The organism is Gordonia sp. NPDC003429, from assembly GCF_053588575.1.
This window is the reverse complement of record NZ_JBSFQF010000008.1, coordinates 183944-202672: the sequence shown is the minus strand read 5'-3', so window position 1 is coordinate 202672 and position 18729 is coordinate 183944. Positions and strand designations below refer to the sequence as shown.

Genomic DNA, 18729 nt, shown 5'->3' with positions numbered 1-18729 from the left:
GCGACTCAGGCGGTACCGTCGGCCCCGCCGTCGTGCCCATCGGGGTTCGACCCGCCGTCGGCAGGACCTTCACCCGCACTCGCGGTGCCATCAGCACCACCGTCATGCCCACCGGGGTTCGACCCGCCGTCGGCAGGACCTTCACCCGCACTCGCGGTGCCATCGGCCCCGCCGTCGTGCCCACCGGGGTTCGAACCGCCGTCGGCAGGACCTTCACCGCCCGCGCTGGATGTGGTGATGTCGTCGTCGTCGAGTGCCATCTCATACCTCCGTCGTGGTCCGGACACCCGCGTCGGATGCCTCTCCTCCACTATGTCGAGAACGCCACACACATGTGTCCGGTTCGCCCGCCTCGGCCGAAATTCGTTGCACAAACGATCCGGAGGACACGGTTTGGTGTCGGTCCGATGTCGCATACCCGGATCGGGACGGACGAAGCGCTCGTCGTGACGACACCCGTATGCTCGGCAGATGGGATTCGAAGGTTTCCCCGAGGCCGCCCTCGACTTCTACGACGACCTGGAGATGGACAACAGCAAGGTGTTCTGGGAGGCCCACAAGGAGGTCTATCGCAACGCCGTCGCCGCACCGATGCGGGAGTTGACCGCTGCGCTCGCGGATGACTTCGGCGAGGCGAAGATGTTCCGCCCGTATCGGGATGTGCGCTTCTCCCACGACAAGTCGCCGTACAAGACCCATCAGGGCGCCTACGTGGCGGTGGCCCCGGCGACGGGCTACTACATCCAGATCGGCGCCGCCGGAGTGCGGGTGGGCGCCGGCTTCTACGAGGCGTCGGCCGCTCGGCTCGCCGCGATTCGTGGAGCCATCGACCAGAACCGGTCGGGCCGCGAACTCGAGCGGGCGCTGGACGATCTGACGTCGCACGGGTGGGAGCTCGGCGGCGATCGGCTCAAGACGGCGCCTCGCGGATGGGACACCGGTCATCCGCGCATCGAGCTGTTGCGGCACAAGACATTGACCGTCATGCGGGATTACGGCTTCGATTCCGTGATCCATTCCTCGGAATTGGTCGACCGGGTGCGATCGGACTGGACCGAGACCCGTCCCCTCATCGACTGGATCATTCGACACGGCAATGCCTGACGATGTTTCTCGCACATCACATCTTTCGCGACATTGACGACATTCGCGACAACGGGCTTGTCGACACCGGATTGCGCGCAACAATGAATTGAATGGATTCACGAACCGAACAGTTGGACTACGCATCCTCCCAGGACCGGCGACTGCATCGCCATCTCGGTTTCTGGTCTCTCGTCGCCGCCGGGGTGGGCAGCGTCATCGGGTCGGGATGGCTGTTCTCCGCGATGTATGCCGCCCAGGCCGCGGGGCCGGCGGCGATCGTCTCGTGGCTCATCGGTGGCGGCCTGATGTTGTTGATCGCCTTGGTCTTTGCCGAACTCGGCCTGGTGAAGCCGGAGTCCGGTGGTCTCGTTCGCTACCCGCTGTACACCAACGGCAGGATGACCGCCAGCATCATCGGCTGGGCGATGTGGCTCTCCTATGTGGGCAATCCGCCGACCGAGGCCTCCGGTGTCGTGCAGTACGCGTCGGCCTATCTGCCCGGGGTGTTCTCCGACGAGAAGTTGACCACGTTGGGCATCCTGCTCGCCGTCGCGCTGATGGCAGTCTTCGTGGTGATCAACTATTTCGGTGTGGCGGTGTTTGCCAAGTCCAACAACGTGGTCACCGCCGTCAAGGTCTGCATACCCCTCATCACGGTGGCGTGTCTGATCGCGAGTGGCTTCGACCATCGCCATGCGGTGGGCTCGCACGGCGGGTTCGCCCCATACGGCTGGGGAGCGGCGCTCGGCGGGATCGCCACCGCCGGACTCGTGTTCGCCTACACCGGTTTTCGGAACATCATCGAGCTGTCCGGGGAGGCGCGCAATCCGCGCAAGCACCTCGCTCCGGCGATGATCGTCACGATCCTCTTCACCATCGTGCTGTATCTCGCGCTGCAGGTCGCGTTTCTGGTTGCGGTCCCCGACAGCACGCTGCTGCACGGGTGGTCCGGGGTGAACTTCGATTCGCCGTTCGCCGACCTCGCGCAACTGCTCGGCTTCACGTGGTTGTACTGGTTGCTGATCGCCGACTCGATGGTGTCACCGTCGGGATCGGGGATCGTCTACACCGCCGCCAACAGCCGAAACGTGTACGGACTGGCCAAGAACGGCTTCTTTCCCCGCTGGATGATGGAAGTGGACCACCAGCGCGGAGTGCCGGTTCGGGCGTTGATGCTCAATTTCGTCGTCGGTATCGGCTTCCTGCTTCCGTTGCCGAGCTGGCATGCCATCGTCGAGGTGATGAGTGCGATGGCGGCACTGACCTTCTCGATCGGTTCGGTCTCGGTGTTCGTCTTCCGCAACGTGGGGCTCGGACACGCATCGGCGCGGCTGCCGGGTATGCGAGTCATCGCGCCGCTGGCGTTCATGGTGAGTTCACTGGTCATCTTCTGGGAACCGTGGGACAAGTTGTGGAAGACGATTCCGATCGTCGCAGTGGGCGGCGTGTGGTTCGTGATCACCTACTGGCGCGGTGAGCGCGATCCGGGGGACATCTCGGCGGGATTGTGGCTCGTCGCCTACCTGGTGTTCGTGTATGCCCTGTCGGCACTCGGGTCGTTCGGAGGCCATGAGTTCATCACCGCGCCTTGGGATTCGATCGTCGTGGCGCTCGGTTCACTCACCATGTATTTCTGGGGCGTGCGTGCGGGCACCGCCTTCTTGTCCAACCATCACAGCCTGCTGAACATCCTGCGCGCCGAAGAAGAGGAGGAGTCGCAGCGACAGGCCGCGGTCGACGCCGCGACCTGACCCTGATGGTCGGGTACGCCGGGTGGTCAGGCAGGCGGGCCCACGACACCGTCGAGATAGGACCAGCGGCCGTGCTCCCGCACGAACCTGCTCGTCTCGTGCAGCGCTCCCCGAGTGCCATCGGACCGGTAGTAGGCGGTGAACGCAACGGTCCCTCTGGTATCGGATAGTCCTCCACCAGTGCATGATTCGATGTCGAGCCGGTACCAGCGCAGCGATTCGTCGAGGTCGAGTTCGGCGGGACGGGTGTCGCGGTGCCAACTCGCCAGCAGGTGATCGCGGTTGCCCACGGCGAATGCGGTGAACCGCGACCGCATCAGCGCCTCGGCGGTCGGTGCGTCACGCTCACCGCGCAGCAGCGGGCCGCAGCACTCACCGAAGGTGGACCCAGAGGTGCAGGGGCACCGATCGTCATCGGCGGGCGTCGGATTCATCGCGCACAGCCTATCGCCTGCGGTCGGATGATCACCCAGCCGACTGCCAGTCGGGACACACGACGATGACAGCCGCAGGAGTTGTGATGGTGTCATGACCATGTGCACACAGCACGCCGACACGATCTTGCTCGTGATGGACGGCAGCGTCCGCGCTCACTCCGTCGCCCGGCAGGTGCTCTCGGCGGGCAAACACCTCGTCGTCACGGGAAGCTGCAGCCGAGATCTACTCCCCTACGTCGACGCCGCCGTGCACGACCGGACCTGGGTTGCCATCGCCGATCCGGCCTGCCCCGACCAGATCGACGAAGTGATCGACCGGGCGACCGAGATGTCGGGCCCGGTGATCATGATCGTGGACCCCGGAGGCCTGCTGACCGACGTCGCCACCGCGGACCGCCGCGCGGCGTGACGACAGGTGCTCAGCGAGATCCCCCGGAAGCGGTGGTGCACGCGTTCATCAGCGGTATCGTGACCGACGAACACCCCGGAATGGTCGTGGGACGCACCCCGTTCGGCACCGAACGCGTCATCGAACGTGAACTCGGCGAACAGCTTCCGCGCATCTGTTGAGACAGGAGACATCGTGACGCGTCAGGTGATCGTGATCGTGGGGACCGGCGGCATGGGTGAGGCCATCGCGCGCCGACAGGCCGCCGGTCACCATCTGATCCTCGCCGACTTCGACCAGGAGGCACTCGACCGCCGTGTGGATGCGCTCGCTGCCGAGGGCTTCACGGCCACCGGCCACCACGTCGACGTCTCGTCGGCCGACTCGCTGGGAGCACTCGCCGACGACGCCGCGGCGTCGGGCCCGGTGATGCACGTGGTGCACACCGCGGGTCTGTCTCCGGTGCAGGCGCCCACCGAAGCGATTCTGCAGGTCGACCTGTTGGGGGTGGCGCTGAGTCTGGATGCCTTCGGTGCGGTGATCGCCGACGGCGGTGCGGGCGTGGTGATCTCCAGCATGGCGGGGCATCTGTTCCCGCCCGTCACCGCGGAACAGGCCGGCGCACTGGCGCACACCCCATCCGCCGACCTACTCGGACTCGATTTCCTGCAGCCCGAGGCGATCGGCGATCCGGGCACCGCGTACGGGATCGCCAACAGGCCAACCAGATCCGGGTCCGCGCGGCGAGCGTCGCCTGGGGCCGCCGCGGAGCACGAGTCAATGCGATCAGCCCCGGTGTCATCGGAACGTCGATGGGCAATGCCGAACTCAGCGGACCAAGCGGGGAAATCATGCGCTCGTTCATCGAGATGTCGGGCACCGGACGCATCGGGACCGCCGCCGACATCGCCGACGCCGCAGCCTTCCTCCTGAGCCCGGCGGCATCGTTCATCACCGGCACCGACCTCCTCGTCGACGGTGGTGTGGTGGCCGCGGTGACCACGGGCACCCCATGACCGACTCGTCGAATCCGGTTGTGGTGACCGGTGCGTGCGGCCTCGTCGGATCGGCCGTGGTCGAGGCGATGTGCCGGCGTGGTTACCGCGTGGTGGCCACCGATCTGGACACCCCTGGCAATCGGAAGACGGCCGGCGGATTCGCCACATTCGAGACCGCGTCAACGGGGACCGTCGACGTCCGGTGGGCCGACCTGACCGAATCCGACCAGGTGTCGGACCTGTTGACCTCGGTGCAACCGCAAGCGGTCATCCACCTTGCGGCCATGATCCCGCCCTTCTGCTATGCGCGACCCGAGTTGGCGCGCCGGATCAATGTCGACGCCGTCGGCCTGCTGGCCTCCGCGGCCGCGGCCTTGCCCGAACCTCCACGATTCGTGCTGGCGTCGAGCATCGCCGTGTACGGTCCGCGCAACCCTCATCGCCACTCCGGCCTACTCACCCCGCAAACGCCGACCCATCCGGTCGACGTCTACGGCGGGCACAAGGTGGAGGCCGAAGCGCTGCTCCGGGCGTCGGGTCTCGACTGGGTCATCCTGCGTCTCGGTGGCGTCCTCAGCGCACGGCAGGCGCTCGGGGTGGACCAGGAGATGATGACGTTCGAGGCCATCCTGCCCACCGACGGTCACCTGCAGTCCGTCGTCGTCGGCGATGTGGCCACGGCGTTCGCCAACGCCGTCATCACCCCTGAATCCCGCAAGATCTTTTTGATCGGCGGCGACGAAACACACCGCCTGACCCAGGGCGAGATCTCCCGGCGTGCCGCCTCCGCGCTGGGCTTGATCGGCGGCATTCCGCCCGGCCGCACGGGCGATCCCGACGACGACTCGTCCTGGTTCGCCACCGATTGGATGGACAGTTCCGACGCTCAACGCGCCCTGGCGTTCCAACGTGTCACCTTCCCCGCACTGCTCGACCAGATGCGGGCACAGATCGGCCCGCTGCGTCACCTCGTGCCGCTGGCCGTCCCGGCCGCCCGCATCTTCCTGACACTGCGCTCCCCCTACCGCGGGTACCCGGGGCGGTATGCGAACCCCTGGGAACTCGTGCGCAAGCTGTGGGGAGATCCCGGAGCCGATCAGCCGGTGAACTAGTCTGGCCTGATGCCATCGTCGCCGTCGGGACGCGATGCGCGCCTCGACCGTGCCGGTGCGCGCGCCATCATCGCGGGAGTGCTCATCGCACTCGCTGGTGTCTGCTACTCGTCGTGGGTGCTGGAGTTCCTCTGGCACAGTCCGCTCGATCCGCTCAACAGCTTTCTGAGTGAACTCGACGCCGCGCATCGGCCGCATCGCGAGGTGTACGAGTGGGGCGACATCATCACGTCGATCCTCGCAGTACTCACCGCTGCAGTGCTGTTGTGGCCGCGATCGATCGTCTCGGGGGTGTATGCGCGCACAGCCGTCATCGCATTCGCGGTCTTCGGCGGCGCGACGATCGCCGACGCGCTCGCCCCGATCGAGTGTGTCCCCGGTATCGATCCGGACTGCCCCTACGAACCGAGCGGCCTGCTCCCCCAGCTCCACCACATCCACGCCCTGACCAGCACGGTCGCGGTATTCGCGATCTTCACGACGATGATCGCCGGGGTGGTGGCGGCCTATCGGCAGGCGCCGTTGTGGCCGGCATTGCGGACGGTGGGGCTTGCCGTTCTCATCATCATCGCCGTCACCACGGCGTGGATGATGGCTGCCGACAATCTGACCGGCGACTACTATCTCGGGCTGGCCCAACGCATTCAGGTGGGTGGGATGTCGGTGTGGCTGGTGACCTGGGGCGTGTCGGTGGCCAGATCCCGGTCACGGCGAGCGGTCGATCTCCAGCCGGTCGCTACGTGAGATCGATCTCGTAGACGATGAAGTCGTTGGCGGCGACGAGGTCGTAGAGCCGACGTGCCCGCTCATTGGTGTAGGCGGTCTGCCAGTAGACCTTGGGCAGCCCCTGCGCGCGGGCCCAGCCGACCACGTGATCGATGAGGGCGCGTCCGGTGCCCGTCCCGCGGACGTCGCCGGCGACGAACAGATCCTCGAGATAAACGTAGGGGTCGTCACTCCACGTCGATGCGTGGGTCAACCAGTGCACGATCCCCACGGCCCGGCCGTCATCGTCGCGCGCAATGGCCCCGTACATCGCGACGTCCGGGTCGAGGATGCGGGCATACGTCGAAGCCGTCTGCTCGTCGCTCAAAGTGTGTTCGTAGAACTCGAGGTAACCCGCCCACAGCGGCTCCCAGTCGCCGCGGTCGGCATCGGTCAGCGGCGCAATCGTGCTGGACATGGTTTCACCTTGTCACGACATGCGGCGCCGGGCAGCGTCGGGGTAAGGGGCTGACGATAGCCTGACACAATGCTGATCAGCGGTGCCGGAGACTCCTACGCATACGAGGTCGGGGCTCCCGGAGTCGACGTCCTGTGGGGACTGTGGACCACTCACCGCGACGTCGACGGCCACGAAACCGAGTCCTCCGTCACGGCGGTTCCCGACGGTCCGCTGGGCATCGAGACACGGATCGCCCACGAACTGGCGTCTCGGGATGTGGTGGCCGTCAGCGGATCGATGTGGTCGCGCAGAGTTCGGCTCCGCGACGGGCGCACCGTCGACTTCGCCATCACCCTTGAGGTCACCGATTGGCGCTGTCTCGACTGCGGCCAGGACATGAGCGAGGTCGACGAGTACTACTTTCTGCGCGACGACGTGTGGCTCAGCGTCGTCCCCGGCCGTGCCGGCCACCTCTGCATCGGGTGTCTCGAGGTGCGCCTGGGCCGCGAACTCGTCGCCGCGGATTTCAAGGAACGACCGACTCTCGATGAGCGGATGACCGACAGGCTGCGCGAGCGGCTCAACCGCACCACCGGTCCCTAGACTCCTCACTCTCCCCCACAGGGATGTCGACCACCGAGCGGGTGGAGTGCGTCACGAGTTTGTCGACAATGCCCGCAGTTCCCACCCGCCTCCGCCGGTGAGTTCGAGAAGGTCGGTGTGATGCTGATCAGTGGTGCTGCGATGGCTCACCGACACCACGATCGTCTCCGGCAGCTCGGTCCGGATCAGCTGGTAGAGAGAGTATTCCAGGCCCTCGTCGACCGCCGAGGTCGCCTCGTCCATGAACACCACCTGCGGCCGCACCAGAAGGATTCGCGCGAACGCCACCCGCTGCTGCTCACCCGGTGAGAGCACCTTGGCCCAGTCCTCCTCCTCACCGAGCCGGTCGAGGAGATGTGGGAGGAACACCTGGCCGAGTGCGCTGCGGATGGCATCGGCGCCCACCTCGTCGGGTTCGAGGGGGTAGGCGACCGCGGTGCGCAGGTCACCGAGCGGGATGTACGGGATCTGTGAGAGGAACAACGTCTGGGTGCCCGCGGGCCGGCTGAACTCGCCTTCGACGAAGGGCCACAGGCCGGCCAGGCCACGTAACAGGGTGGTCTTTCCCGATCCGGAACGTCCCTTGATCACCAGCGCCTGTCCGGGCGCGAGTGACAGCGTCAGGTCGCGGATGAGTTCGTCACCCGATGGAGTGGAGATCACGACGTCGGCAAGCCCGACCGCGCGATCCTGGTCGACCGTGGTCATCGTGGGCAGTGTCCGGGACGTCTCGTTGGCATCTTCGAGCCCGTCGAGGCGGTAGAGCGATGCGCGAAGGTCGGCGAAGCTGTCGTAGGCCTCGCGGAAGAACGACAGCGAATCGTGCACGTTGCCGAACGCTGACCCGGTCTGTTGTATGTCGCCGAGGCTGATCTGTCCGGCGAAGAATCGCGGCGCCTGGATGATGTAGGCAAACACCACCGACAATTGATTCACCACGAAGTTCCAGCCGTTGAACTTCAGGGTGCGGAACACGATGCGCCAGAAGTTTCCGACAACCGCACCGAATCGTTCGAGTAGACCCGCACGTTCGGCGCCCTCGCCGTTGTAGAACGCCACGTTCTCGGCTCCGTCGCGCACGCGCACCAACGCGTATCGGAAGTTGGCGGTGAGGCGTTCACGCAGGAAGTAGAGCCCGATCAGTGGGTGTCCGAGCCAGAAGGCGATCACCGTGGCCACCAGCACGAAAACGTAGACGAACCACACCATCGCCCGCGGCACATCGGTGCCGAAGACACTCATCGGGCCCGACAGGTCCCACAGGATCTTGGTGAACGAGACGATCGTGATGATCGCCGGAATGACCCCGTTCGTGTTCGACCCGCCGTATCCGAAAACCAACTGTCGGCTGCTGCTCGCAACATTGGTGATGTCGGATTCGATTCGCTGGTCGGGATTGTCGACGCCCGGCTGGATGCCGGAATCCTCGCCCTGGATACCCGTGTGCACGAATCGGTTCCGGAAGAACGCCTTTCCCTCGAGCCAGTCCGCAGTGGATTGTTGGGTCATGTAGGCGCGTAAACGGATCTCGAACATGCTGCCCAGGTACAGCTCGACCAGTGTGCGGAGCACGTGCAACGTCGCGAGGATGCCGAAGATGCCCATCGCCTTCCAGAAGGCGGACCTCGCGGCGTCAACGGCAGCGGAACTGTTCTGGGTCAGGCCCTGGGCGCCGAGTTGGAGAGCGGTGAACATGTCGTTGCCCTGGTAGGAGAACAGGACTGTGAGCCGCACACCCGCCACGGCGAGCACCAGCAACACCACGACGAGAGTCCAGGCGACCACTCGCGTCGTGGGATCGACGAGGAAGCCGCCGGCCACCCGCCAGTACTGCCGACCCCAGGTGGTGAAGTGCGACAAGAGGTATCCGATGACGAGCATTCCGACCAGCGAGATCAGGAAGACGATGCCGATCCATTTCAGCGAGGCCAGTACCTCGTTACCCCAGTCGATGCTCTCGGTCACCGTTTCCCCGTCCTTGCCCCGGCCGGCAGCTACCGGCAGTTCAGATCGCGTGTGAGATCGAGGAAGTCTAACCCGCGGCCAACGTCGTCACCGGGCGACACGGACAACACGGATCTGCGTCAAGACGCCGGCCGCAGCACCACGCCGTCACGCAACGCCGATGAGCTCACCGGCTGGCTGAAATCGTCGCCTACCCGGACCACGTAACCCGAACCGCTGACCGGCATCTGGGCGATCTCGAAGGCCAGTCGGCACTCTCCGGAGACCTGCACCCGACGGTCGAGGCGGGCGGTGGCCAGTTGCTCACCGGTTTCCTCGTAGATCCGCACGGGGGTGTTCTCGGCGATGCCGGTGCTCGACCAGGTGCCGCAGTCCACCACCACTTCCCCCTTGGCGTCGATGTGCGTCCTGCTGACGTGCCCGACGCCCAGCGCCAGCACCGCGACGGCCGCGAACAGGGCGGCGGCGATGGTGGTCACCATGATGACGATGATCCGCGTCTTGTGCTGCCAGCTGCGCCGCGGCAGCATCGGTCCGGGCGTGAGCCAGTATTCGGGGACCGACCCTGCCGGCGCGTGCTGGGGATCGGGACGACCCGTGCCGTACGGCTGCACGTTCACTTCTTGGGCGGGAAATACTTGATGAGGGCTTCTTGCACCACCGAGGTGGCCAGGGTGCCGTCACGCGTCCAGAATCGGCCCGAACCCATGCCGCGAGAACCGGTGGCCACCGGCGACCGGGTGGCGTACAGCATCCACTCGTCGAACCGGAAATCACGATGGAACCACATTGAATGGTTCACCGTGGCGGCAAAGAGCCGATCGATACCCCAGGACAGTCCGTGGGTGGTGATGATCGAATCGAGCACCGTGGTGTCCGAGGCGTAGCACATCGCGGCCACATGCATGATCGGGTCGTCGGGCATCACCCCGTCGGTCTTCATCCAGACCCTGTTGTCGCGCAACGTTTCTCCGGCTTCGCGCATCTTCCAGGACGGGTCGTTGGCGAACCGGATGTCGATGGGATGCAGTGCGTTGACGAAGGTGGCGATGCGATCCTCGAACCCCTTGAAGTGTTCGCCGAGCGGCGGTAATTCCTCGGGGTAGGGAACCTGCGGGATCTCCACGGCGTGCTCGAGTCCGGCGGTGTTGTCCTGGAAGGCAACGAGCATCGTGAAGATGGCCTCGCCCTTCTGCATGGCGGTGACCTGGCGGTTGGCGAACGACTTTCCGTCACGGAAGCGGGCGACGTGATATTCCATCGGCTCGCTCACATCGCCGCCACGAATGAAATGGGCGTGCAGCGCATGGATCGGCGGGTTCCCGCGCGTCAGGGTGCGCGCCGCAGCCACCACACCCTGACCGAGCATCTGCCCGCCGAAGGTGCGTGCCGTCTTCTGCTCCGGATGCGCGCCCACGAACAGATCGTCGTCCCGACGTTCCACGTCGAGCAGGGCGAGCAGTTTGGCGAGGTCGCCGGTGGCCTCCACTGTCATGGTGACCACCCTAGGGCACGGCGTCAGTGGTCCTGTTCGCCGATCCGGTGGACCTCGATCATGTTGGTGGAGCCGACGGTGCCCGGGGGGGTGCCCGCCACGACCACCACCACGTCGCCGTGCTTGAGACGGCTGATCCGCTGGAGTTGGTGATCGACCTGATCGATCATCTGATCGGTGGTGTCCACGTGGTCGACGATGAACGTCTCCGTACCCCAGCTCAGCGCCAGTTGGCTGCGGACCGCCTGCGTGGGGGTGAAGGCGAGCAGCGGCAACCTCGAGTGCAACCGGGCGAGGCGTCGGACGGTGTCGCCGGACTGGGTGAACGCGACCAGCGCCTTCACTTCGAGTCGCTCACCGATGTCACGGGCGGCGTAGGAGATGATGCCGCGCTTGGTGCGTGGAACATGCGAGAGCGGTGGCACGTCGCGGGAGCCGCCCTCGACCGCCACGCAGATGCGGTCCATCGTGCGGACCGTTTCGATCGGGAACTTGCCGATCGACGTTTCGCCGGAAAGCATCACGGCATCGGTTCCGTCGAGCACCGCGTTGGCCACGTCGGACGTCTCGGCGCGGGTCGGCCGAGAGTTCTCGATCATGGAGTCGAGCATCTGGGTTGCCACGATCACCGGCTTGGCGTTCTCGCGCGCCATCTGGATCGCCCGCTTCTGGACCAGCGGAACCTGCTCGAGGGGCAATTCGACGCCGAGGTCGCCGCGCGCGACCATGATCGCGTCGAAAGCGAGGACGATCGCCTCCAGGTTGTCGACGGCCTCGGGCTTCTCCAGCTTCGCGATCACCGGCACGCGGCGTCCCACCCGGTCCATCACCTCGTGCACCAACTCGATGTCGGCGGGACTGCGCACGAACGACAGCGCCACCATATCGACGCCCAGCTTCAGCCCGAACTCGAGGTCGGCGATGTCCTTCTCCGACATCGCCGGAACCGAGACATTCATGCCCGGCAGCGAGATGCCCTTGTTGTTGCTGACCGGTCCACCCTCGGTGACGGTGCAGATGACGTCGTTGCCGTCCACAGAACTCACCACCAGACCCACCTTGCCGTCATCGACCAGCAGGCGGTCACCGGGCTTGGCGTCCTCGGCGAGTTGCTTGTAGGTGGTGGATACCCGGTCGTGAGTGCCGACGATGTCGTCGACGGTGATGCTGACGGTCTCGCCGGTTGCCCACATCACCTCGCCGTTGAGGGCGCCGTCGTCCTCGAACTTACCCAGGCGGATCTTGGGTCCCTGGAGATCGGCGAAGATGCCGACGGCTTTGCCGCTGGCGTCGCTGGCCTTGCGCACACGGTCGTACACGGCACGATGGTCCTCGTAGTTGCCGTGGCTGAAGTTCAGCCTGGCAACATCCATGCCTGCCTCGACGAGTTCTTTGAGGCGCTCGTCGCTACTCGTGGCCGGACCCAGCGTGCAGACGATCTTCGTTCGGCGTGTCACCGTGCTCACCTTAGTCCCGTCGTGTCGGCATGGCCATCGGTGCGATCAGTTGTCATCACGCGTCAACGCGCTGTTCTCGGTCCGGCAGTCACCTCACCGGCCGTGCCCTTTCAGCGCACCGAGAGGGGCAGCTGCGCCGGCTTGACCGGCGACGGCAAATCGGAAGCGCCCATGAGGTACTCGTCCACCGAGCGTGCCGTCGAGCGTCCCTCTGCAATCGCCCAGACCACCAACGACGCTCCCCGATGGGCGTCACCGCAGACGAAGACACCGGGAGCATCGGTCTGCCAGTCGCTGCCGCAGCTCAGATTGCCACGGCGGTTGGGTGCGATACCGAGATCGGTGAGCAACGCGGTGTCCCGGACACCGGCGAAACCGATTGCGAAAAGTGCTAGTTCGCAGGGGATTTCGAACTCGTCACTGACCGGGGTGATCACACGGCGCCCGTCGGGTTCGCGGACCACCTGCACCTCGGCGAGCACCATTGCGGTGACGTTGCCGTCGTCGTCGCCGACGAATCGCTGTACGGCCACCCGGTATTTGCGTTCACCACCCTCCGCGTGTGCGCTCGAGGTGCGCATGATCAGCGGCCAGGTGGGCCAGGGCGAGCGATTGTCGTCGCGGTCGCTGGGCAGCTCGGGGTTGTAGTCGAGCTGCACCACCGACGCGGCACCCTGACGGTGCGCGGTCCCGAGACAGTCGGCGCCGGTGTCGCCGCCGCCGATGATCACGACGTGCTTGCCCGCGGCCGTGATGGGCGACGGACCGTCGCCCTCGCACTCCCGGTTGGCCGGCACCAGGTGCTCCATGGCCAGGTGGACGCCGTTGAGGTCACGTCCGGGTACCGGATTGTCGCGTGCGGTCATCGCACCGATCGCCAGCACGACGGCGTCGTGACGGCTGCGCAGCTCGTCGACGGTCAGGTCGATACCGACATCACAACTGGTCACGAATTGCGTTCCCTCGGCACGCATCTGGGCCAGACGACGATCGATATCGGACTTCTGCAACTTGTATTCGGGGATGCCGTAGCGCAGGAGCCCGCCGAGCCGGTCGTCCTTCTCGTACACGGTGACATCGTGACCGGCGCGAGTGAGTTGCTGGGCTGCGGCCAGGCCGGCCGGGCCAGACCCCACCACGGCCACCGACTTTCCCGAGGTGGCGCCCGGCGGTTCGGGACCGATGACGCCCTCGGCCCACGACTCGTAGGCGATGGTCTTCTCGATGCGTTTGATCGTGACGCTGCCACCGGTGGTGGATTCCGAGATCGACAGCACGCACGCCGCCTCACACGGTGCCGGGCACACCATCCCGGTGAACTCCGGGAAGTTGTTGGTGGCGTGCAGCCGCGCGCTCGCCGCATCCCATCGACCCCGGCGCACCAGATCGTTCCACTCGGGAATCAGATTGCCCAACGGGCACCCGGCGGTACCGGAATGGCAGAACGGAATACCGCAGTCCATGCACCGACGCGCCTGCTCGGACACCTCGGCCAGGTTGCCGAGCGGGTCGGGGCCGTGCGCGTACACGTCCTCCCAGTCCCCGATGCGCTCGGCGATCGGCCGGTACTTCGCTTCCTTCTTGTTGACTTCCAGGAATCCGCGTGGGTCAGCCACGTGCCGCCTCCATGATCGCTGAATCGACGTCGCGTCCTTCGGCCTCGGCCATCCGGGCCGCGTCGAGTACGCGCTTGTAATCGCTGGGCATGACCTTGGTGAAGGCCAGGCAACGGCGCGGCCAGTCGGCGAGCATCGAGGCGCCGATCGCCGAGCCGGTGAGCTCGGTGTGTTTGCTGATGGTGTCGTGCAACCAGTGCAGATCGTCGGGGTCGGGCCGCAGCAGTTCGACCATCGCCTTGTTGACCTTGGACGCGTCGAGGTCGTAGACGTAGGCGATACCGCCGGACATGCCGGCGGCCATGTTGCGTCCGGTGTCGCCGAGGATCACCACCCGGCCGCCGGTCATGTACTCGCAGGCGTGGTCGCCGACGCCCTCGACGACGGCGGTGGCACCGGAGTTGCGCACCGAGAACCGTTCTCCTACGCGGCCACGCAGATACACCTCGCCCGACGTCGCGCCGTAGAGGATGGTGTTGCCGGCGATGACCTGGTCTTCGGCGATGAACCAGGCGTCCGGGTCGGGTGCGACGACGATCTTGCCACCGCACAGTCCCTTGCCCACATAGTCGTTGGTGTCGCCGGTCAGCCGGATCGTCACGCCCGGGGGCAGGAAGGCGCCCAGCGACTGACCCGCGGACCCGGTGAGCTTCACCGTGATCGTGTCCTCGGCGAGCCCGTCGGCGCCGTAGCGCCGGGTGACCTCGGAACCGAGCAGGGTGCCGACCGTGCGGTTGACGTTGCGGACCGGCAGCTCCAACGTCACCGGGTGGGCATCCTCGAGGGCACCCTCGGCGAGTTGGACGAGGGTCTGGTCGAGCGCCCGCTCCAAGCCGTGGTCCTGGCCACGCAGCCTGCGGGTGGGGCCCTTGTCCTCGATGCGGCGGAAGATGGGGCTCAGATCAAGACCCTTGCTCTTCCAGTGCGCCACCGCGGTGTCGGTGTGCAGTCGCTGCGACTGTCCGATCGCCTCGTCCAGGGTGCGATATCCCAGCTGCGCCAGATACTTTCGCACGTCCTCGGCGATGAAACGGAAGAAGTTGACGATGTGTTCGGCCTGGCCGGTGAACCGCGAGCGCAGCACCGGATTCTGGGTGGCCACACCCACCGGGCAGGTGTCGAGGTGACACACGCGCATCATGATGCATCCGGACACGATCAGGGGTGCGGTGGAGAATCCGTACTCCTCGGCGCCGAGCAGTGCGGCCATGATCACGTCGCGGCCGGTGCGCAGAGCACCGTCGCACTGCACCGTGATGCGGTCGCGTAATCCGTTGAGCATCAACGTCTGCTGGGCGTCGGCCAGGCCGATCTCCCAGGGTGTGCCGGCGTGTTTGAGCGACGTCAGCGGTGAGGCACCGGTGCCGCCGTCGTATCCGGAGATGAGCACCACGTCGGCGTGCGCCTTCGAGACACCCGTGGCGACCGTGCCCACACCGACCGCACTGACCAGTTTCACGTGGATGCGGGCGTCGGAGTTGGCGTTCTTGAGGTCGTGGATGAGCTGCGCGAGATCCTCGATGGAGTAGATGTCGTGGTGCGGCGGCGGGGAGATCAGCGCGACACCCGGCGTGGAATGCCGTGTCTTGGCGATCCACGGATACACCTTGTACGCCGGCAGCTGCCCGCCCTCGCCCGGCTTGGCGCCCTGGGCCATCTTGATCTGGATGTCGGTGGCGTTGATCAGGTAGTCACTGGTGACGCCGAACCGGCCGGATGCGACCTGTTTGACCGCGCTGCGTCGTTCCGGGTCGTAGAGACGGTCGACGTCCTCGCCGCCCTCACCGGAGTTGGATCGGCCGCCGATCCGGTTCATCGCGATGGCGATGGTCTCGTGCGCCTCGGCGGAGATCGACCCGTAGCTCATGGCGCCGGTGTTGAAGCGCTTCATGATCTCCTCGATCGGTTCCACCTCGTCGAGCGGTACCGGATCGCGTTGGGACAGATCGAGATCGAACAATCCGCGCAGCGTGCCACCCTTACGCGACTGTGCGTCGACCTTCTCGGTGTATTGGGCGAACACCTCGTCGCGCCCGGTCTTGGTGGCGTGCTGCAGCAGGAACACGGTCTCCGGGGTGAACATGTGCAATTCGCCCTCGCGCCGGTACTGGTACTCGCCGCCCACCTCGAGGCGGCGGTAGACCTGCTCGGTGGGATTCTCGGGGAACGCGCGGTGATGACGCAGTCGGACCTCTTCGGCCAGTTCGTCGAGTCCCACGCCCTCGATCCGGGACACCGTGCGGGTGAAGTACTCCTTGACCACGGCCGACGAGAGTCCCACCGCCTCGAACGCCTGCGACGCGGTGTAGGAGCTGATGGTGGAAATACCCATCTTGCTCATCACCTTGAGCACACCCTTGCCGAGGGCCTCGATGTAGTTGCGCTTGGCCTTCGACGGCGTGACGCCGATGAGTTCGCCCTCGCCGATGAGATCCTCGATGGTCTCCAGCGCCAGATAGGGGTTCACCGCGGCGGCACCGAAGCCGATGAGCAGTGCGATGTGGTGCACCTCGCGGGCGTCACCGGACTCCACGATCAGCGCGACCTTGGTGCGTTCCTTGGTGCGCACCAGATGATGGTGGACCGCGGAGATCGCGAGCAGCGACGGGATGGGCGCGTGCTCCCGGTCGGTGTGCCGGTCGGAGATGACCAGCGTGGTGTGCCCTTCGGCGATGGCCTGGCTCGAGCGCCTGCGGAGATCCTCGAGCGCGTCGGCGAGTCCCTCACCGCCGCGGTTCACCTCGTAGAGTCCGTGCAGCACCTTCGCCGACAGTCCGGGGTTGTCGCCGTCGTCGTTGATGTGCACGAGTTTGGCGAGGTCGTCGTTGTCGATGACCGGCCAGTGCAACAGGATCTGACGGCACGACGCGGCGGTGGGTGCCAGCAGGTTCTGTTCGGGACCCATCACGCGCGCCATCGAGGTGACGATCTCCTCGCGGATCGCATCCAACGGCGGATTGGTCACCTGCGCGAACAGTTCGACGAAGTAGTCGTAGAGCAGCCGCGACCGCTGTGACATCACCGCGACGGGGGTGTCGGTGCCCATGGAACCGAGAGGTTCGTATCCCGAAGCCGCCATGGGTGTCAGCAGCACCCGCAGATCCTCCTCGGTGTAACCGAAGGACACCTGTCGGCGCACCACGGTGTCGTGGTTGGGCTGGTAGACGGGGCGATTGGGCAGCGTGGCGATGTCGAGGAGCCCGGCGTGCAGCCATTCGCCGTAGGCCTCGGCGTTCATCAGCTCGCCCTTGACCTCCTCGTCGGGAATGATGCGGCCCTGCGCGGTGTCCACGAGGAACATGCGTCCGGGTTCCAGGCGCCCCTTGGAGACGACGTCGTCGACGGCCACGTCCAGAACACCGGCCTCGGAGGCGAGGATCACCCGGCCGTCCCGGGTCTGCCACCAGCGGCCGGGCCGCAGTCCGTTGCGATCGAGCACCGCACCGACCACTGTGCCGTCGGTGAACGTGACACACGCCGGACCGTCCCATGCCTCCATCAGCGACGCGTTGAACTGCAGGAACGCGCGACGCTTCGGGTCCATCGACGGCACGTTCTCCCAGGCCTCGGGCACCATCAGCATCACCGCGTGCGGCACACTACGGCCACCGAGATGGACCATTTCCAGGACCTCGTCGAGCGATGCCGAATCCGACGCCTCGGGGGTGCAGATCGGGAAGGCGCGGGCGAGGTCGCCGGGGATCAGATCGGTGTCGAGCAGGGCCTCACGCGCACGCATCCGGTTGCGATTGCCGCGCACGGTGTTGATCTCGCCGTTGTGGGCGAGGAAACGGAACGGGTGCGCGAGCGGCCACGACGGAAAGGTGTTGGTGGAGAAGCGGGAGTGCACGATCGCGATGGCGCTCATGCAGCGGTCGTCTCGCAGGTCGGGGTAGTAGAGCGGCAGCTGCATCGTGGTCAGCATGCCTTTGTAGACGATGGTGCGGCTCGACAGTGACGGGAAGTACAGTCCGGTGCCCGCCTCGTCGATCTCCGGGGTGACGCGTTCGGCCTGCTTGCGGAAGGGGTAGATGAAGCGATCGAGGGCGATGCCGCCGATGCGGTCGGCGCCCGGTCCGGGGTCGACGGTGACGAACAGTTGGGCCATGAACGGCATGCAGCCCACCGCCGTCTCGCCGATGTCGGCGCCCTCGGTGTCGACAGGCAGTTCCCGCCACCCGAGGATGGTGATTCCCTCGGTCTCGGCGAGGGCGGCCACCCGGTCCATCGCCGCGTGACGCAGACCCGGGTCGGTGGGCAGGAAGCAGGTGCCGGCGGCGTAGGTGTTCTCCCCTGCCGCGGTGGGTGCCGGCAGCTCGAAATCGACTGTTGCGCGCAACAATTCGTCGGGAAGTTGGATCAGGATGCCCGCGCCGTCACCGCTGTTGACCTCCGCGCCCGCCGCACCCCGGTGTTCGAGGTTCTCCAGCGCGAGCAAACCGTCGGCGACGATCGAATGCGATCGTCGGCCGTGGATGTGGGTGACCATGGCGACACCGCACGAGTCGACCTCGGCCTCCGGGTCGTACAGGCCCTGCTTGGCGGGAAGCGCAGAAAACAACATCACTACCTCCACTCGATTCTGCCGAATCAAATGCCGAAGTCCTCAGGGACAACATTGGCCCGGTGGAGTCATGTAATGGCTGCACGGTGGGA

At 66.0% G+C, this 18729-nt stretch carries 16 protein-coding genes and 1 pseudogene; 8 read left to right on the top strand and 9 right to left on the bottom strand.

Annotated elements, in window-relative coordinates; translation table 11 throughout:
* Positions 1-5: 5 nt before the first annotated feature.
* The gene (locus ACWDSI_RS12260; protein ID WP_449747047.1) at positions 6-260 is read right to left on the bottom strand and encodes a BatC protein; all 255 of its coding nucleotides are present in this window, start codon (positions 258-260) and stop codon (positions 6-8) included.
* A 211-nt stretch (positions 261-471) separates the two neighbouring features.
* On the opposite strand from ACWDSI_RS12260, the gene ACWDSI_RS12255 reads away from it, so the two are divergent.
* A complete protein-coding gene (locus ACWDSI_RS12255) occupies positions 472-1104 on the top strand; it encodes a DUF2461 domain-containing protein (protein WP_449747048.1) in 633 nt (210 codons plus the stop codon).
* 92 nt (positions 1105-1196) lie between these two features.
* Positions 1197-2837, top strand: coding sequence for an APC family permease (locus tag ACWDSI_RS12250; protein ID WP_449756688.1), 1641 nt, complete (start codon positions 1197-1199; stop codon positions 2835-2837).
* Between the two features lie 26 nt (positions 2838-2863).
* Here ACWDSI_RS12250 and ACWDSI_RS12245 read toward each other — a convergent pair whose 3' ends face one another.
* Positions 2864-3271, bottom strand: a complete 408-nt coding sequence (locus ACWDSI_RS12245; RefSeq protein WP_449756687.1) for a YchJ family protein — start codon at positions 3269-3271, stop codon at positions 2864-2866.
* Between the two features lie 94 nt (positions 3272-3365).
* On the opposite strand from ACWDSI_RS12245, the gene ACWDSI_RS12240 reads away from it, so the two are divergent.
* From ACWDSI_RS12240 to ACWDSI_RS12220, 5 genes and pseudogenes are all read left to right on the top strand, one after another.
* A complete protein-coding gene (locus ACWDSI_RS12240; RefSeq protein ID WP_449756686.1) occupies positions 3366-3683 on the top strand; it encodes a hypothetical protein in 318 nt (105 codons plus the stop codon).
* On the top strand, positions 3680-3844 hold the full coding sequence (locus ACWDSI_RS12235; RefSeq protein WP_449756685.1) for a hypothetical protein: 165 nt from the start codon (positions 3680-3682) through the stop codon (positions 3842-3844). Before ACWDSI_RS12240 ends, ACWDSI_RS12235 begins: the two co-directional genes overlap by 4 nt.
* 13 nt (positions 3845-3857) lie before the next feature.
* Positions 3858-4678, top strand: a pseudogene (locus ACWDSI_RS12230) (SDR family oxidoreductase).
* Positions 4675-5772, top strand: a complete 1098-nt coding sequence (locus tag ACWDSI_RS12225) for an NAD-dependent epimerase/dehydratase family protein (RefSeq protein WP_449756684.1) — start codon at positions 4675-4677, stop codon at positions 5770-5772. The pseudogene ACWDSI_RS12230 and the gene ACWDSI_RS12225 overlap by 4 nt, the downstream one beginning before the upstream one ends.
* 9 nt (positions 5773-5781) lie before the next feature.
* Positions 5782-6516, top strand: coding sequence for a DUF998 domain-containing protein (locus ACWDSI_RS12220; RefSeq protein WP_449756683.1), 735 nt, complete (start codon positions 5782-5784; stop codon positions 6514-6516).
* On the opposite strand, the gene ACWDSI_RS12215 is transcribed toward ACWDSI_RS12220, so the two are convergent.
* Entirely contained in the window at positions 6509-6955 is a 447-nt protein-coding gene (locus ACWDSI_RS12215; RefSeq protein WP_449747055.1) for a GNAT family N-acetyltransferase, read from the bottom strand. The two genes, ACWDSI_RS12220 and ACWDSI_RS12215, sit on opposite strands and share 8 nt — an antisense overlap.
* A gap of 69 nt (positions 6956-7024) precedes the next feature.
* Here ACWDSI_RS12215 and ACWDSI_RS12210 point away from each other — a divergent pair, with 69 nt between their 5' ends.
* Complete coding sequence (locus ACWDSI_RS12210) at positions 7025-7540, top strand: hypothetical protein (protein ID WP_449756682.1); 516 nt, start codon at positions 7025-7027, stop codon at positions 7538-7540.
* A 51-nt stretch (positions 7541-7591) separates the two neighbouring features.
* Here ACWDSI_RS12210 and ACWDSI_RS12205 read toward each other — a convergent pair whose 3' ends face one another.
* The 6 genes from ACWDSI_RS12205 to gltB form a co-directional block, all read right to left on the bottom strand.
* On the bottom strand, positions 7592-9505 hold the full coding sequence (locus ACWDSI_RS12205) for an ABC transporter ATP-binding protein/permease (protein WP_449756681.1): 1914 nt from the start codon (positions 9503-9505) through the stop codon (positions 7592-7594).
* Between the two features lie 119 nt (positions 9506-9624).
* A complete protein-coding gene (locus ACWDSI_RS12200) occupies positions 9625-10119 on the bottom strand; it encodes a hypothetical protein (RefSeq protein WP_449756680.1) in 495 nt (164 codons plus the stop codon).
* Between the two features lie 2 nt (positions 10120-10121).
* A complete protein-coding gene (locus ACWDSI_RS12195) occupies positions 10122-11000 on the bottom strand; it encodes an acyl-CoA thioesterase (RefSeq protein WP_449747059.1) in 879 nt (292 codons plus the stop codon).
* 23 nt (positions 11001-11023) lie between these two features.
* On the bottom strand, positions 11024-12457 hold the full coding sequence (gene pyk / locus ACWDSI_RS12190; RefSeq protein ID WP_449756679.1) for a pyruvate kinase: 1434 nt from the start codon (positions 12455-12457) through the stop codon (positions 11024-11026).
* A gap of 110 nt (positions 12458-12567) precedes the next feature.
* Complete coding sequence (locus tag ACWDSI_RS12185; protein ID WP_449756678.1) at positions 12568-14073, bottom strand: glutamate synthase subunit beta; 1506 nt, start codon at positions 14071-14073, stop codon at positions 12568-12570.
* The gene (gene gltB / locus ACWDSI_RS12180) at positions 14066-18637 is read right to left on the bottom strand and encodes a glutamate synthase large subunit (RefSeq protein ID WP_449756677.1); all 4572 of its coding nucleotides are present in this window, start codon (positions 18635-18637) and stop codon (positions 14066-14068) included. The genes ACWDSI_RS12185 and gltB overlap by 8 nt, the downstream gene beginning before the upstream one ends.
* Between the last annotated feature and the right edge of the window lie 92 nt (positions 18638-18729).